Here is a 15,532-nt window from a genome sequence, read left to right on the forward strand (position 1 = left end):
ATCAGCCCCACAGAGTGGTGCGCACGGCATCCGGCCAGGCTGCGAGGTCCAGGCCGTGATGGCGCAGGAGCGCCAGGGTGATCCGTTCCAGGCCGAAGCCGACGCAGGCAGTGTGCGCGACGCTGCCGTCGGCTTGGCGCAGGTTCCAGGTCGTTCCGAAATGGTCCTGGTGGTAGTTGAAGCTGAGGCAGGCGGTCGGCTTCTCGACGCTGTTCACCGGCACGTTCAGCTCGAACTTCAGGTTCTGCTGGCGCTGGTTGTTGGCGAGCATCCGCCCGGCCCGGCCGAAGAACGGGTCGTTGGCGACGTCGATCGCCAGCGGCAGCAGGAGGCTGCGGATCATCTCGGTGCCGCGGGCGAGCCAGGATTCACGGAAGGCCAGCACCTGCTCGGGGCTGCCCATGCGCACGTATTCGCGCATCCGGAAGAGCTGCATCCGGGTCGGTTCCAGGCTGGGTTCGCGCCGGAAACAGTACGATTGCAGGTCGAACAGGCCGCCCTCTTCGGGCAGGCGGCCGCGCGCTGCGGCGGCCGGGTAGAGAGGGTAGCAGGCCGCGGGGGTGAGCACGATGTCCGTCGCCTGCTGGTGACCGGTCCAGTCGCTCCGGGCTTCGACGCAGGCGAGAAGCTCGGCATGCTCCGCCTCGTTGCCGCAGAAGCTGTGAATGGTGCCGGCGAGGTTCGGAAAACCCTTGAGGTAGCCGCTGCGCTCGAAGGCTGGCCGGCTCATGCCGGGGGGAAAGCGCATCACCTCCGCCCCGTCCGCCGCGCCGAGGCGGCTGATCAGGCGCTCGAGGGCATCGACGACGCTTTCGAAGGCGCCGCTGCGGCCGTAGAGGCCGTCGACGCCGGTGCGTACCAGGAGGCCCTGGTCGAACAGGCGGTCGAGGAAGCTCGGGACGCCATCCGGGGCCTCGTCGAAGATTTCGGCGGCGCGGGAATCTGCCCGGGGAGAGAAGGTCGAGTCCATCACGCGCTCATGAGCTGGCCGCCGCCCTTCTGCACGAGCAGAAGCTTGGCGGTGTTGGCGAGGATGCGGTCGTTTCCGATCATCAGCGGCGCCGACAGGACGTCGCGCAGTGGCCGGCCGAGGCTGAAGGGCGTGCCGTTCTTGTAGCCGGCGAGGCCGACGATCGAGAGGGCGCGCTGCACGATGTCGACGGCCATCTCGGAGGCGGTCGTCTTCAAGTTGTTCATTATGACGGAGAAGCCGATCGACCCGATGGTGTCGACGTCTCCTTGCGCGTCCTCGTAGCGGCGGAGCGCCGACACGATGGCGGCCCGCATCGCCTGGAGGGCGTTGGAGACCTCGGCAAGGCGCAGGGCCGTCGGCGGCACCTGCCCCGGCTGGCGCCGGGCCTCGGCCTGCACGAAGGTGCGGGCGCGGTCGACAGCGGAATTGGCGATGCCGAACCAGACGCTGCTCCACAGGAGGTGCGAGGAGGCCAGCATCGACTGGGCCGCGATCTCCGCGAAGGGCTTGGGCAGGATCTGCTCGACGGGAATGTCCCGGGCCTCCAGGCGGAAGCCGTCGCTGCAGGTGCCGCGCATGCCGAGAGTGTCCCACACGCTCTTGCGCTCCAGGGAGACCTGGTCGGCGAACAGGGCCACCAGCACTTGGTCGGAGCCCGCGGCCTCCGGGTGGCGCCGGGCAGTGGCGAGGATCAGGTCGGCTTGCGTCCCGTAGGAGATCACGGAGGCGTCTTTGCCGAGGGCGAAGACGCCTCCGGTGGTCTCGACGGCGCAGAAGCTGGTGCGCAGGTCGCCGCCGATCCCGGCCTCCGTGGTCGAGGAGGCTACGAGGAGCTGCTCCTGGGCGATCCGCTCCATCAGGTGACAATGCCACGCGCTGTCCAGGCCGTGGGCCACGAGGCTCGCGACCTTGATGTGGTGCATCGCGAACACCATCGCGGCACTGCTGCACGCTTGCCCAAGCGTGCAGCACAGGTCCGCGATCTCTCTCAGCCCGGCCCCTTCGCCGCCGAGCTGGCTCGGGATCTGCAGGCCCAACAGGCGCTCCGCCTTGAGGGCCGTGACCGCTTCCAGGGGGAAGCGGCCGTCTCGGTCGACGGCGTCGGCATGGAGCGCCGCGATCGTCGCTGCCCGCTGCGCGCGCTGGGCCAGGGTGCTCATGCGGCCTGCGGATGGAGGACGGTGGCCACGGTCTCGCGGATCGCAGCGATCGACGCGAAGGACTTGCGGGTCAGGAACTCGTCCGGGAACTCGATGCCGAACCGCTCCTCGAGGGCCAGCATCAGCTGGACCGAACCGAACGAGTCGAGGCCCCGATCGAACAGGCTGTCGTCGTCGCCGATCTGTTCGGCGACCGGCGCGAGCACCTCATTGGTCGCGAGGATCTCGCGGATGTCCTGAGAGGTGACCAAGGTACGGCTCCTTTCTAAGCAATAGCACATGTATTGGCTGGCGATTTGAATTGTCAAACAATAAGGGCCACGATGGTAAATACCGGGCTCTGTTGTGTGCGATCGGGTTTGTCGACGGCCGACGCTCCGATGCTCACCCAGCGCGCCGGTCTTCTGATCGATCTTCGTGCCAATCCTAGAGGAAGGCAACTTTACAGGCGCTTCCCCCAAGATCCTCCGGCTCGGAAATTCACCGGCATTCGCAGCGTCAGCGACAACACCTGATAGCGTGGTAAACAAAGTCTCGCAATAATTGACAAAAGGCGGAACGATTCAGGATAATGCCTGGAATGACGTGACTTTGCGGGCCGGCGCGCGCTCAGGTTCGACGATCAGGCGTTGACCGGGCCCGCTCCCGTTCGGCGGACGCACACGATCCTTCGGCGAGAGATGATCTACAACCTGCAGATCCTGCGCGCCCTGGCGGCCTATTCGGTCTTCCTGACGCATTTCGGACTGTACGCGGGCCCCATCCTGCCGAGGCCCGACGCGATGGCGTTCGGAGCGGCGGGCGTGGACGTGTTCTTCGTCCTGTCCGGCTTCATCATGTTCGTGAGCACGGCCGGGCGAAGCGAGACCCCCGGTTCGTTCCTGCTCCGTCGGGCGATTCGCGTGGTACCCCTCTACTGGCTCGTCACCCTCGGGCTGGCGCTGATCGCGCTTGCCGGACTGAAACCCATCGGCATCGTCGAGCTGCGGCCGGATTACGTGGTGCAGTCACTGCTGTTCCTGCCGTTCTCGCGGGGCGGCTACGTCGAGCCCCTCAATTCGGTGGGCTGGACGCTCAACTACGAGATGTTCTTCTATGCCGGCTTCGCCGCCTTGCTGCTCGTGTCGGACTTGCGCGCGCGGTTGATCGGCCTGGCCGCCGCCTTCGGTGCGCTGGTCCTGCTCGGCCTGGCGCCGGTACCGGGCCTCTACTGGGCCTATTATACGAAGCCGATCGTGCTCGAATTCGTGGCCGGTGCGGCTCTGGGCTACGCCTATCTCCGCTGCGGGGCGCCCTTGCCCGGCTTCCCGGTCCGGCGGGCGGCCGTCGGCGCGCTCGCGGTCGCGGGCGCCCTCATCCTCGGTGGGCAGGCGGTGGCGGGCGCCCTCGGCGCCGATTTGGAGATGACGGGGTTCCTGCGCCCTCTCGTCTGGGGGAGCGCCGCGGCGCTCGCCGTCGGCGCGCTGCTTCTGCTGGAGCGGGGCGGCATCGTCCTGCGCTCGAGGTGGCTGTTCTCCCAGGGGAACGCCAGCTACGCGTTCTACCTGATCCACAATCTGATGTTGCATGCCGGCGCCAAGGTGGCGGCCGTTCTGGTGGTTCCCGGTCCCCTGCGCGTCGTCCTGGTCTTCGTCCTGGCCTTCAGCGCTTCCATGCTCCTCGGGGAATGGCTGTTCCGCTGCGTGGAAAGGCCCATCGGGGCCGCCCTGCGGCGGTTGTGCGACCGGAGCCCGGGCCCTGGGCCGCTGCCCGGCGCGGTTCCTTCCTGAACGAACGGACGCCGCGATGCGAAACCACCGTCTGTCTTGATCCTTCCTGAAAACCTAATACGGGCAGGCTGATTTTCAATAAAAGCGTCCGTAGACTGTTATCTCTAAGTACTGATCGTGCGTAAGATGACTTCAGCACGTGGGTTTATCATAGTAGTTTAGTTCGAAGAGAGAATGCTCTCAGGGGTCGGTGTCATGCCGTCCGTCTGCGGAGGTTCTCTCGGTGTCCGGCAGGCCGGCGAGGATGTTTCGGATGCGTATAGCGATCGTTCACGACTGGTTATACGTGGTCGGAGGCGCCGAGCAGGTGCTGCGCCAGCTGCTGAAGATTTATCCGCAGGCCCATGTCTATACCCTGTTTGACTTCCTGCCCGAGTCCGCGCGGACCTATCTCGGCTACACGCAGGCGCGCACGAGCTTCATCCAGCGCCTTCCCCTCGCGCGCACGCGGCACCGGCACTACCTGCCGCTGATGCCGCTCGCCATCGAGCAGTTCGACCTGTCGAGCTACGACCTCGTCATCTCGAGCAGTTACGCCGTGGCCAAGGGCGTACTCACCGGACCGGACCAGCTTCACGTGTCCTACGTCCACTCCCCCATGCGCTACGCCTGGGATCTGCAGCACACCTATCTGCGGGAGAGCGGCTGCGCGAGCGGCCTCAAGGGCCTGCTCGCTCGGCTCATCCTCCACCGGATGCGCCTGTGGGACTACCGCACCGCCCCCGGGCCGAACGCGATCATCGCCAATTCCGGTTTCGTGGCGCGGCGGATCCATAAGGTCTACGGTCGCGGCGCCGAGGTGATCCCTCCGCCCGTCACCTTGTCCAGCCAGCGCTACGACGGACCGCGCGGGAACCACTTCCTGGTGGCGAGCCGCCTCGTGCCCTACAAGAACGTCGAAGCCGTGGTGCGTGCCTTCGCGCAGCTGCCCGGCCTCGACCTCGTGGTCGCCGGCACCGGTCCGGAGGCCGAGCGGCTGAGGGCGATCGCGACCCCGAACGTCACCTTCGCGGGGTTCGTATCCGACGAGGAGCTGCGCCGTCTCATGGCCACGGCCCGCGCCTTCGTCTTCGCGGCGGAGGAGGATTTCGGGATCATCGTTGTGGAGGCCCAATCGGAGGGCACGCCCGTCCTCGCCCTCGGGCGCGGCGGCGCTCGCGAGACCGTGCAGGTCCGTGGGCCGAACCGCACGGGCCTGTTCTTCGACACGCCCGAGCCCGATGCCATCGCGTCCTGCGTCTGCGACTTCATCCGCCAGGAGGACAGCTTCACCCGCGAGGCCTGCCGGAACCAGGCGGAGCCGTTCTCCGCCGATCTGTTCCGCATCCGATTCTCGCGCTTCGTCGACGAACAGCTCACGATGCATCGCGCCGCCTGCGAGCCACGCCTGCGCACCCTCTCCCGGCTCGAGGCCGTTCCCCGCTTCGAAGCCGTGTCCTGAGGAGCGGCGCGCATGTCCCTCCTCACCCTCGACATGTCCGACCGCGCGCCGGCCGCCGGGTGCGTACCCGAGCAGGACCGCGAGCGCGGCGGCGCGCTCATGGCGCCCCTCCTCAAGATCTGGCGCCGCCGCGTCCTGTTCGCGACCGTCTTCGTCGCCGTCCTCGGGCTCGCGGTGGCCATCCTGTTACGCACGCCCGCCCAGTACGTGGCGACCGGGTCCGTCATCGTGGCCGAGCCGGAGCCGGGCGCCAGCAACGCCTCGATGGCCTGGATTCAGAAGCTCGGCGATCCGGCCGATCTGGAGAGCCAAATCCTGGTGATCCGCTCGCCCCGCCTCATGCGTCTCGCCGCCGAGAGCGGCCTCGCCGAGGCGGTGATGTCCGAATGCCGTGAGACCGTCACCCGTGGGCATCCCGACCGGATCACGGAAAAGAAGGATGCCGTCTGCGCCAAGCTCGGCGCGGACCGCGACGCGCTCGTGGAGTATCTGCAGAAGCGCTACATGGTCGGCAGCGCCGGCCGCTCACGCGTCATCGCCATCGGCTACAAGTCGCCGCTGCCCGAGGTGGCGCAGACGATGACCAACGCGCTCATCAACGCCTTTCTGGATGACCAGCGCAACGCGCAGGCCTCGAGCCGCAAGGCGGCCACCGACTGGCTGTTCACCGAGATCAAGCAGCTCGACGCCTCGATCCGCGACGACGAGGCGCGCATCCAGGCCTTCCGCCGCCGCAAAGGCCTCGTGAAGGGTGCGACCGGTCCGATCAGCGCCGAGCGCCTCACCGGGATCAGCCAGCAGCTCGCGGCCGCCGAGGCCGCCAAGGCGGATGCCGCCGCACGCCTGAAGGAGATCGAGGCCGACCGTCGACGCGGCTCCGACAGCGCCCCGGCGGTGCTCGCCAGCCGCGCCGTAGGCGACCTCAAGCAGCAGATCAGCGGCGTCAGTGCGCAGCTCGCCAACCAGAGCACTCTGCTCGGCCCGAACCACCCGACCGTTCGCGCCCTGCAGACCGAGCAGGCCAGCCTGCGCGCCCGGATCGACCGGGAACTCGCCAACGTCGCCGACGGCCTGCGCAAGACCTACGAGGCCTCGAACAGCCTGGCCCGCTCCCTCCGCGCCCAGATGGACGCCGCCAAGTCCGAGGCGGCCGCTGCCATGGACGACGAGGCCTCGATCGAGGGCATGGTCCGCAATGCGGAGATCAAGCGCGCCCGCTATGCCGACCTCGTGAAGCGGGCGAGCGAGCTGGAGACCGAGCGCCGCATCCTCACCGGCAGCACCCGCTTGGTCAGCGTCGCCGAAGTGCCCCAGGAGGCGTTCTCGCCCAAGCCCGTCCCGTTCCTGGTCGGGGCCGTCGTACTGGCGACCGTGCTCGCCGCCGGCGCCGCCCTCCTGCGCGATCTCGCCGACCGCCGGGTCCGCACGCCCGCCCAGCTGGTGGCCGGCACCGGCGCCCCGGTCTTCGCCCAGCTGCCCTGCCTGGCTGCCGGCGGCCTGATGGGCCGCCTTTCCGACCGGCGCCGCGAACTGCCGCTGGCCGAGGCCCTGCAGCGGGCGCAGGCGGATCCTGGCATGCGGAACGTGCTGCGGACCCTCCACGCCCACCTGTTCCTGGCGGGCGGCGACGGCTCGCGCACGGTGCTGGTGACCTCGGGCAAGCCGCGCGAGGGCAAGTCCTTCACGACCTTCGCCATTGCCGGCCTCAGTGCCGCGAGCGGTCGCCGTGTCCTGGTGATCGAGTGCGACCTGCGCCGGCCCAACTTCGAGGCCTCCCTCGGTCTGGGCCGCAGTCCCGGCCTCGCCGGCATCCTGCGCGGCGAGATCGACGCGGCGGCGGCCGTCATCGCCAAGGACGGATTCGACGTCATCCCGGCCGGCGTTCCGACGCCGGACTCGACCGAGCTTCTGATGAACCACCGCATGGCGAACCTCCTGCGTTGGAGCCGGCGCTACGACCTCGTGCTCCTCGACAGTCCGCCGACCAGCCTGCTGATGGATGCTTGCATGCTCGCCCGCCACGTGGACGGCGTGCTCTGCTGCACCCGTGCGGGCCGCTCGCAGCTGTCCGATACGATCGAGACCGTGACGAGCCTGCGTCAGGCCGGCGGCGCCGTCCTCGGCATCGCCATGACGATGGTCAAGCCCGGCGGCCAGCCGGCCTACGAGGCCATGCCCCTGTCCTTGCCGCATCGTACGGGAGCCGCCTGATGGCCGGGACGCTCTCGACCGCGACCGGTTCCGAGCGGGCGCGCACCGCGCATCCGGTGGAGGCGCGGGCGGCCCAGCCCCGGGTGCTGTTCGTCAGCCACACCGGCACCATGTCCGGCGCCGAGCTCGTTCTGCGGGACGTCGTGCGGGCCTGGCCCGGCTCCCAGGCCTTCCTGTTCGAGGGCGGCCCCCTCGCCGACGCCCTGCGGAAGGCCGGCCTGACGATCCGGCTCGCAGCGCCGGGCGCCGACCTCTCCGGCCTGCGCCGGGACGTCTCCCCCTGGCGCGCCCTTCCGGTGCTCGGCAGCCTCGCCCGTTTGGCGCGGGACCTCGCCCGGGCCGCGCGCGGCTGCGACGTGGTCTATGCCAATTCGCAGAAGGCCTTCCTGCTCGCGGCCCTGCCGGCCCGTCTCGTCGGCCGCCCTCTGGTCTGGCACCTGCACGACATCCTCGACGGCGCCCATTTCGGCCCGGCGCAGCGGATCGTGCAGGCCCGGCTCGCCAATGCCTGCGCGGCGTGCGTCATCGTCCCCTCGCGGGCCGCGGCCGAGGCGTTCGTGCAGGCGGGCGGACGCCGGGACCGGGTGACGGTGGTGCCGAACGGCCTCGATCTGATCCTCGACCCGCGCCCCGTGGCCGAACTGCGCACGGAACTCGGCCTGCCCGCCGGACCTCTCGTCGGTGTGTTCAGCCGTCTCGCGCCCTGGAAAGGGCAGGACGTCGTGATCGAGGCGCTGGCCGAGGTGCCGGGCCTGCGCTGCGTCGTGGTGGGCTCGGCCCTGTTCGGGGAGGATGCCTACGCGGCGGGCCTGCGCGACCTCGCGGCGGCCCGCGGCGTCGCCGACCGGGTCCTGTTCCTGGGCCAGCGCAGCGACGTGCCTCGCCTGATGCAGGCCGTCGATGCGGTCGTTCATCCCTCCGTGGACCCCGAGCCGTTCGGCCGGACCCTCGTCGAGGCGATGCTGGCCGGCGTGCCAGTGGTCGCCACCGATGCCGGCGCTTCCAGCGAGATCCTCGACGGCGGCGCCCTCGGCACCCTCGTACCGCCCCGTCGCCCCGACCGCATCGCCGCCGCCCTCGCCGAGATCCTGGATCGCCCGGAGGCCTTCGCGGAGCGCACTCGCCTGGCTCGCGAGCGGGCCCTCGCCCGCTACGGCGCCACCCGGATGCAGGACGACCTCGCCGACCTGATCCGCCAGGCCGCCGCTCGCCCGTGACGCTGACGGACAATCCCCCCATCCGGAGCCGCCGAGCCACGATGACCCGCGTCCTCGTCAACATGCCGAGCCAGCATGGCGGCCGCCCGTCCGGCGTGGCGTTGGTCGCCTTCCGGGTGATCGCCGGGCTGCTCGACCGGGGCACCGTCACCGTCGTCCTGCGCTCGCCCTGGACCCGCGCGCAGCTGCCCGAGGCGATTCGCGACCGGGTCGCGGTCGTGACCGTGCCGCGCCCGCGCCTGATGATCCTCGACGTCCTGCGCCAGGCCGTCACCGTCCCGGCCCTGTGCCGGGCGGAAGGGATCGACCTGGTCTTGAACGCCGATCCCTACGGTGCGGCCTTCGGCGGCCTGGCCCGCGTCACCGTCGTGCACGACCTCTACTTCCGAACCATCCCGGACTGCACCGGGTGGCGCGAGGCGCTCACGACGGACCTGATCTTCCGGCTGGTCCTCGGCAACAGCGCCCGGGTGATCGCGGTCTCGGACACCACCCGGGACAGCCTCGGGCAGTTCTACCCCTCCCTGCGCGAGCGCGTCCGGAGCGTGCCCTCGGCGGCCATGCTCGATGCGTCGGCGACGGGCGGCATCGCGCCCGAAACCACGCGGGGCGCCTACGTTCTGGCGGTGGGCAACGCCACCCACAACAAGAACTTCGCCGCCCTGGCGCATGCGGCCGCGGCGCTCTCCCAAACCCATCCCGACCTTGCCATCGTCCATGTCGGCGAGGACGCGCAAGAGACCATCGCGGCGGCCCTGGCGGGGGCGCCGGTGCGGCTGACGCGCCTGTCGCGCATCGGCGAGGATCGCCTCGCCGCTCTCTACCGGGACGCCCTGTGCCTGTGCGTACCCTCCTTTGCCGAAGGATTCTGCCTGCCGGTGCTGGAGGCGCAGACCCTGGGCTGCCCGGTGCTGTGCTCGGACCGCTCGGCGACGCCCGAGATCGCCGGGAATGGTGCGCTCACCTTCGATCCCGCCGATCCCGCTGCGCTCGCCGCGGCCCTGCGCCGCCTCCTGCACGAGCCCGACCTGCGCGCCGACCTGATCGCGCGGGGCCACGCCAATGCCCGACGCTACGACTGGGCCGAGACCGCCCGGCGCTACGAGAGCGTGCTGCTCGAGGCCTTGCGGGACGCCGCCCGCCCAATGCCCGCCGGGGAGGCCTCGGATGCGCATCCTGCACCTTAGCTCCCTCTACGCCCCCGAGCAGGTCGGCGGCGCCGAACTGATGGTGGACACCCTGGCCCGGACCCAGGCCGGCCTCGGCCATGCCGTGGCGGTGGCCTGCGCCTCGCGCCGGGTGGAGGCGCCGACCCTCCAGGACGGGGTCACCGTCTACCGGACCGGCCATGGCACGCCCTTCCACAGCCTCGACTGGCCGCAGCACGGACGCCTCGACCGCCTCCGCTACAAGCTCGCCACGCAGTGGAACCGGAAGACGGTGATCCGGATGGAGGCGGCGGTCCGCGCCTTCGCCCCCGATGTCGTCAACACCCACTCGATCTCGGAGATCACCCCGGCCGTCTGGCCGATGCTCCGGCGCCTCGATATTCCGGTTGTCCACACGCTTCACGACTTCACCAGCCTGTGCACCAACGGTGCGATGGCGAAGCACGGACGCGCCTGCGCCGGCCAGCACCTGAAGTGTCGGCTCTACGCCGAGCCGCACCGCCGCTGCCAGCGCGCGGTCTCCGCCGTCGCGGCGGTCGGCACCGACATCCTGGACCGGCACCTGGCGGCCGGGTTCTTCGCGAAGATTCCCGACTCGCTGCGCCGAGTGATCTGGAACCCGATCGCCTCCGGTGGCCCCGCCGCTCGTCCGCCGCGCAGGCCCGGCGATCCGGTCGTCTTCGGCTCCCTCGGCCGCATCGAGGCGTCGAAGGGCACCGACGTGTTGCTGGCGGCCTGCCGCCACCTGCCGCCCGAGGGGTGGCGCCTCGTCGTCGCCGGCCGGGCTGCAGATGGGCTCGCGCGATACCGCGCCCTGGCCGAGGGGTTGCCGGTAACGTTTGTCGGGTATGCCGAGAAGGATGCCTTCCTCGACGCCATCGACTGTCTCGTCGTCCCGCCGGTCTGGCCGGAGGCGTTCGGCCGGACGGTGGCGGAAGCCTATGGTCGCGCCGTGCCGGTGATCGGAACCGCCGTGGGCGGGATCGGCGAGCAAATCGGCGCCGGCCCCTGGCTCGTCCCTCCCGGCGATGCGTCCGCCCTGGCCGCCGCGATGGCGCGGGTCGTGGCGGCGCCGGAGCGCCTTCCCGAGGGCCTGTCCCGCGCCGAAGCCGTTCGCTCGGGCACCGACCCCGACGTCGTCGCCGGCGCCTATCTCGAGCTCTACGCCGCCGTTCGCGCTGGCGTCGCGACCTCCCCCCATCCTCTCCCGCCGGTGGCCTTCTCCGAGCCCCCGCGTCTCGACGAGTGTCGCCCATGACCGCTTCCATGATGACCGCGTCCGAGATGGCCACCGCCGCGATGACGGCCCCGGGCCTCACCCGCGCCCAGCTGGCCCCGTCCGCCGCCCCGGCGCTCGCGGTGCGCGGCGCGGAGAGTGCCGCACGGATCGCCGCCACCGGGCCGCTGCGCATCCTACATCTCAGCGCGCTCTACCCGCCCTACATCGTTGGCGGCGCCGAGCGGTCGGTGGAGCATCTCGCCGAGGAGCTGGTGACGGCCGGCCACACGGTGGCGGCGGCCTGCATCGCCCGGGAGGCCGAGCCCAAGATCGTGCGCAACGGCGTCACCGTCTACCGCATGGCCCACAACAACGATTTCTGGCTGGAGGACTGGCCGAAGGCGACGCGGGTCGGCCGCACCTGGGCCAAGCTGAAGCAGCAGTGGAACTTCGCCATCGCCGCGGAGTTCGGCCGCGTCCTCGACGATTTCCGGCCCGACATCGTCAACACCCACTCGCTTCTCGACGTCTCCACCCTGGTCTGGCGGGAGGCGGCCAAGCGCGGCATTCCGATCGTCCACACGGTCTGCGAGTACGACCTGATCTGCGGCAATGCCGCGATGTTCCGGCACGGCAAGCCCTGTACGCACTGGCACCTCGGCTGCAAGGTGGTGAACGCCACCAAGCAGATCACCAACCGGGCGGTGGGCGCCGTGGTCAGCGTCGGAACCGAAATCCTGAAGACACACGTGACGCACGGCCTGTTCCGCCACCTCGCGCCGGAGCGCCGCCGGGTCATCTACTATTCCTGCACGGTGCCGGACGGCGACCCAGAGGCGCGGCGGCGGATCGACCGCACCGGTCGGCCGATGACCTTCGGCTATCTCGGCCGCATCAACGTCGAGAAGGGCGTCGGCACCCTCGTCGACGCATTCCGCGCGGTGGGCCCCGGCGACTGGCGCTGCCTCGTGGCCGGCCAAGCGATGGACGACTCGATCGACCGCTTCACGGCGCAGGCCGAGGGGCTGCCGATCGAGTTCGTGGGCTGGGCCAAGCCCGCCGACTTCCTCAGCGAGATCGACGTGCTCATCGTGCCCTCGTTCTGGGCCGAGCCCTCGCCGCGGACGATCTACGAGGCCTACGTCATGGGCGTGCCGGTGATCGGCGCGGCCTCGGGCGGCATCCCCGAGCTGATCGGCGAGAACAACGCCGAATGGCTGTTCACGCCGGGCAACGAGGCCGAGCTTGCCGACCGAATCCGGGCCGTGATCGCCCGCGGCCGCGTCGGTCTGCCGGACGAGCGCAGCTTCCAGCACGTCATCCGGGAATCGACCTCCGAGCGCGTGGCGGAGAAGTATCTCGATCTCTACGCCGAGCTTGTGGACGAGCGCCGGGCCGACCGCGCGTGAGCGCCACCGCACTGCTTCCGGGGCAGGCCGCCACCGCCCCGGCCGCCCTCGGGGTCACCGACGAGCCGGACGTCTCCGGCCGCTCCTTCGCGGCGGCCCGCTGGGTGGCGCTGGCCTCCGTCGGCAACGTCGTCCTCAGCTTCGGGGTGTTCCTGGTCCTGGCCCGGCTGATCGAGCCCGCCCAGTTCGGGCTCGTCGCCGTCGCCGCCGTGTTCATCGACATCCTGCAGATCGTCGCCCGCGGCGGCCTGCCCGACGCGGTGGTCCAGCGGGCCGATCTCGAGGAGGCCTTCGCCGCTACCGCCTTCTGGGTCACCCTGGCCTCCAGCGTCGTCTACGCTGCGGCCCTCGTCGCCCTGTCCTGGCCGATCGCCTGGCTGCTCGACCTGCCCGAGCTGCGGCCCGCCCTCTGCGCGCTCTCCGCCTGCTTCGTGATCTCGGCCCTGGGCGCGATCCACGAGGCGCGGCTCCAGCGCAGCTTCGGCTTCCGCAAGCTTGCCCTCCGGGCGCTCGGCGCGAACCTCCTCGGGGGCGCCGCCGCTCTGGCCCTGGCGCTCGCGGATTACGGGGTCTGGAGCCTCGTGGTCCAGCGCCTCGTCGCCACCGGCGCGACCACGCTCCTGACCTGGGCGGCGATGCCCTGGGTCCCGGCCCGGCGCCTGGATCTCGCGGCGGCCCGGCGCCAGATCGCCTTCGGCTCCCGGGTCTTCTCCACGAACCTGCTGCTGGTCTTCTCGATCCGCAGCCAGGAGGTGATCGCCGCCTATTTCCTGTCCACCGCCGATGTCGGCCACCTGCGCCTCGCCTGGCGCTGCATCGACCTCGTGAGCCAGGTCGCGGTGATCCCGTTCTCGGCGGTCGCGCTGACCACCTATGCCCGCCTGCAGGACCGCCCGGCCGACCTCGCCGCCGCCTTCCACGACTTCACCCGGACCTCCGCCTTCCTGGCGCTGCCGGCCTTCTTCGGTATGGCGGCGGTGGCCCCGACGGTGATCCCGTTCCTGTTCGGCGAACAGTGGCACGACGCGGCCCCGGTCCTGCGCATCCTGGCGCTGCTCGCGCCGGAATTCGTCGTGACCTCCATGCTGTGGATGATCTTCACGGCGCTGGGCCGCAGCGGCACCGCCCTGAAGCTCGCCGGCGCCCAGTTCGGGATCGGGGCCGTGACGGCGATCCTCACCGGACCGTTCGGCCTGTCGGCCCTCGTCATCGGCCACGTGGTCCGGGCCTACCTGTTCTCGCCCCTGATCGTCGCGCGGGCCGGGCGTTTCGTGCCGGTGAGCAACGGGGGCCTCGTCGGGGTGCTGCTGCCCGCCACGGCCTGCGCCGGCGCCATGGCGGCCCTGGTCTTGCTGGTGCAGGAGGCCATCAACGCGACCCTCGGCGACCGCCTCGGCCTCGTCGCCTGCGTGACCCTGGGCATGATGGCCTATGGCGCCCTCGCCCTTGTCTTCCTGCGTCCCACCGTCCGCGCGGCGCTCGGGTTCTTCGTCCGCCGCGGCGGCTGAGCCACCGGCCTCCCGGCACCTGCACGCTTCGCAAACCTTTGCGCGCCAGAGTGCACGCGCGGGCGGAGGCATGCCCGGGCCGGGCACGCGGCGTCTTCTCGGGGGGGCCGGAGCGATGACGGGACCAGCGGGGCCGATGGCGGCCGGGATGCGGCGGACGCGGGCGGTGCCGATCATGGCCGACCGTGCGGCCGTGTTCCTGCTCGGGGGCGCCCTGCAGCTCAACGTCCTGACCTCGAGCTTCGGGCTTCCCTTCCAGCGCCTGTCGGACCTCCTGCCCTTCCTGCTGATCCCCTGGTTCGGCTTGCGCCGCGCCGTGATCGCCGAGGGGCTGTGCCAGGCTGTCCCCATGGGGGCCGTCGGAATCCTGATCGCCCTCTCGCTGGTGCTGAAGGCCGAGATCCAGGCCGGCGACGTCTACCTGACCCTCGTCCTGCTGCTCTACTTCGTCCTGGCGATGATCCTGCTTGTGATGTTCCGCGACCGGAGCCTGGAGAACGCCTTCTGCTGGGGCCTTCTCGCGGGCCTCGGCGGCTCGCTGGTCGTCCTGCTGCTCTCGTCCTCCGGTTTGCCGCTGGACCGCTTCGGCCTCGGCGTCCCGACCGATGGCCTGGACGAGGAACTCAAGCTCTTCGTCGAGGACAAGCAGGGCGGCCTCTGGGCTTCCGGCAACGAGACCGGCCACGTCTTCGCCCTCGGCGGGGCGGCGGCCCTGCTGCTGAGCCTGCGCTACCGCTTGAACCTGATCTACCTTGCCTATTTCGCGGCTCTGCTGGCGAGCTTTCCCCTGACGAACAACCGCTCCGGGCTGTTCATGCCGGTGCTGATCCTGCTGGTGCTGATGCGCCGGAGCATCCGGCTGCAGGTGGTGCTGCCCGTCCTCGGGGTGCTCGGGATCCTGCTCGTCGGCTTCTCGATGACCGGCGAGATCCCCCTGCCCCAGAAGTTGGCGCAGTCCATCGAGACGCGCTTTGCGGGCGACGGCAACGTCTCGGGCAATGCCGACGAGCGCTTCATTTCCGGCTTCACCGCCCTGCAACTCGTGGCGGAATACCCGTTCGGTGTCGGCGAGACCACGCGGCGCGAAGAACTCCGCGCCCTCACCGGGCTGGTGACGCCGCATAACGGCTTCATCTCCCTAGCGCTCCAGAGCGGCATCGCGACGGCGCTGCTCCTCCTCGCCGCCCTCGTGCGCATCGCCCGCGCACCCGCCGCCGCCGGTCCCTTCGTCGCCTACACGGCCCTGTTCCTTGTGCCCTCGATGATGTTCGAGGAATTGTCGGTGAACCAGTACTTCCTCTTCTTCATGGCGGTGCTGCTGGCCTCGCTGGTCGTGCGGTCCGGTTCGGAGCCGGCAACCGGGCGCTAGGGGTACGGGCGGCACGTCGGCCGATCCGGTCGCCCCAAGGTTCTCGTCCGGTGCCCACTTCTACCGGTGTCGACCTCCCTGGGTGTC

At 70.4% G+C, this 15,532-nt stretch carries 12 protein-coding genes; 9 read left to right on the plus strand and 3 right to left on the minus strand.

All coding sequences use genetic code 11. The features are described 5' to 3' along the window. Position 1 precedes the first annotated feature (1 nt). Genes ASG51_RS08845 through ASG51_RS08855 form a run of 3 tightly spaced genes read right to left on the minus strand, consistent with a single transcriptional unit; the run spans position 2 to position 2,366 of the window. Complete coding sequence (locus tag ASG51_RS08845) at positions 2 to 970, minus strand: amino acid--[acyl-carrier-protein] ligase (protein WP_082513940.1); 969 nt, start codon at positions 968 to 970, stop codon at positions 2 to 4. After that, positions 970 to 2,133: an acyl-CoA dehydrogenase family protein gene (locus ASG51_RS08850; RefSeq protein ID WP_056380319.1), complete on the minus strand. Its 1,164-nt coding sequence runs from the start codon at positions 2,131 to 2,133 to the stop codon at positions 970 to 972. The genes ASG51_RS08845 and ASG51_RS08850 overlap by 1 nt, the downstream gene beginning before the upstream one ends. After that, positions 2,130 to 2,366, minus strand: coding sequence for an acyl carrier protein (locus tag ASG51_RS08855; protein WP_244479715.1), 237 nt, complete (start codon positions 2,364 to 2,366; stop codon positions 2,130 to 2,132). Before ASG51_RS08855 ends, ASG51_RS08850 begins: the two co-directional genes overlap by 4 nt. A gap of 447 nt (positions 2,367 to 2,813) precedes the next feature. Here ASG51_RS08855 and ASG51_RS08860 point away from each other — a divergent pair, with 447 nt between their 5' ends. The 9 genes from ASG51_RS08860 to ASG51_RS08900 all read left to right on the plus strand — a co-directional run bounded on the left by ASG51_RS08860 (position 2,814) and on the right by ASG51_RS08900 (position 15,445). After that, complete coding sequence (locus ASG51_RS08860; RefSeq protein WP_056380320.1) at positions 2,814 to 3,902, plus strand: acyltransferase; 1,089 nt, start codon at positions 2,814 to 2,816, stop codon at positions 3,900 to 3,902. A gap of 253 nt (positions 3,903 to 4,155) precedes the next feature. Further along, complete coding sequence (locus ASG51_RS08865; RefSeq protein ID WP_056380322.1) at positions 4,156 to 5,343, plus strand: glycosyltransferase; 1,188 nt, start codon at positions 4,156 to 4,158, stop codon at positions 5,341 to 5,343. A gap of 12 nt (positions 5,344 to 5,355) precedes the next feature. Next, positions 5,356 to 7,554, plus strand: coding sequence for a polysaccharide biosynthesis tyrosine autokinase (locus tag ASG51_RS08870; RefSeq protein WP_056380324.1), 2,199 nt, complete (start codon positions 5,356 to 5,358; stop codon positions 7,552 to 7,554). Positions 7,555 to 7,664: 110 nt separating this feature from the next. Then, positions 7,665 to 8,771: a glycosyltransferase family 4 protein gene (locus ASG51_RS08875; protein ID WP_056380807.1), complete on the plus strand. Its 1,107-nt coding sequence runs from the start codon at positions 7,665 to 7,667 to the stop codon at positions 8,769 to 8,771. 41 nt (positions 8,772 to 8,812) lie between these two features. Then, positions 8,813 to 9,958 carry a glycosyltransferase family 1 protein gene (locus ASG51_RS08880; protein ID WP_056380326.1) on the plus strand — a complete coding sequence of 382 codons (1,146 nt, stop codon included), beginning with the start codon at positions 8,813 to 8,815 and terminating at the stop codon, positions 9,956 to 9,958. Continuing rightward, on the plus strand, positions 9,939 to 11,198 hold the full coding sequence (locus ASG51_RS08885) for a glycosyltransferase family 4 protein (RefSeq protein WP_056380327.1): 1,260 nt from the start codon (positions 9,939 to 9,941) through the stop codon (positions 11,196 to 11,198). The genes ASG51_RS08880 and ASG51_RS08885 overlap by 20 nt, the downstream gene beginning before the upstream one ends. Beyond that, positions 11,195 to 12,568 carry a glycosyltransferase family 4 protein gene (locus tag ASG51_RS08890; protein WP_244472595.1) on the plus strand — a complete coding sequence of 458 codons (1,374 nt, stop codon included), beginning with the start codon at positions 11,195 to 11,197 and terminating at the stop codon, positions 12,566 to 12,568. Before ASG51_RS08885 ends, ASG51_RS08890 begins: the two co-directional genes overlap by 4 nt. Further along, a complete protein-coding gene (locus tag ASG51_RS08895) occupies positions 12,565 to 14,076 on the plus strand; it encodes a lipopolysaccharide biosynthesis protein (protein ID WP_056380329.1) in 1,512 nt (503 codons plus the stop codon). The genes ASG51_RS08890 and ASG51_RS08895 overlap by 4 nt, the downstream gene beginning before the upstream one ends. A 115-nt stretch (positions 14,077 to 14,191) precedes the next feature. Then, on the plus strand, positions 14,192 to 15,445 hold the full coding sequence (locus tag ASG51_RS08900; RefSeq protein WP_056380331.1) for an O-antigen ligase family protein: 1,254 nt from the start codon (positions 14,192 to 14,194) through the stop codon (positions 15,443 to 15,445). The last annotated feature ends 87 nt before the right edge of the window (positions 15,446 to 15,532 follow it).

Source organism: Methylobacterium sp. Leaf465 (assembly GCF_001424705.1).
Taxonomy (GTDB): Bacteria; Pseudomonadota; Alphaproteobacteria; order Rhizobiales; family Beijerinckiaceae; genus Methylobacterium.

Bases quoted from the DNA above. Each gene is read 5' to 3' on its own strand.
- ASG51_RS08845 (WP_082513940.1), bottom strand. From the start codon at position 970: ATGGACTCGACCTTCTCTCCCCGGGCAGATTCCCGCGCCGCCGAAATC.
- ASG51_RS08850 (WP_056380319.1), bottom strand. From the start codon at position 2,133: ATGAGCACCCTGGCCCAGCGCGCGCAGCGGGCAGCGACGATCGCGGCG.
- ASG51_RS08860 (WP_056380320.1), top strand. From the start codon at position 2,814: ATGATCTACAACCTGCAGATCCTGCGCGCCCTGGCGGCCTATTCGGTC.
- ASG51_RS08865 (WP_056380322.1), top strand. From the start codon at position 4,156: ATGCGTATAGCGATCGTTCACGACTGGTTATACGTGGTCGGAGGCGCC.
- ASG51_RS08870 (WP_056380324.1), top strand. From the start codon at position 5,356: ATGTCCCTCCTCACCCTCGACATGTCCGACCGCGCGCCGGCCGCCGGG.
- ASG51_RS08875 (WP_056380807.1), top strand. From the start codon at position 7,665: ATGTCCGGCGCCGAGCTCGTTCTGCGGGACGTCGTGCGGGCCTGGCCC.
- ASG51_RS08880 (WP_056380326.1), top strand. From the start codon at position 8,813: ATGACCCGCGTCCTCGTCAACATGCCGAGCCAGCATGGCGGCCGCCCG.
- ASG51_RS08885 (WP_056380327.1), top strand. From the start codon at position 9,939: ATGCGCATCCTGCACCTTAGCTCCCTCTACGCCCCCGAGCAGGTCGGC.
- ASG51_RS08890 (WP_244472595.1), top strand. From the start codon at position 11,195: ATGACCGCTTCCATGATGACCGCGTCCGAGATGGCCACCGCCGCGATG.
- ASG51_RS08900 (WP_056380331.1), top strand. From the start codon at position 14,192: ATGACGGGACCAGCGGGGCCGATGGCGGCCGGGATGCGGCGGACGCGG.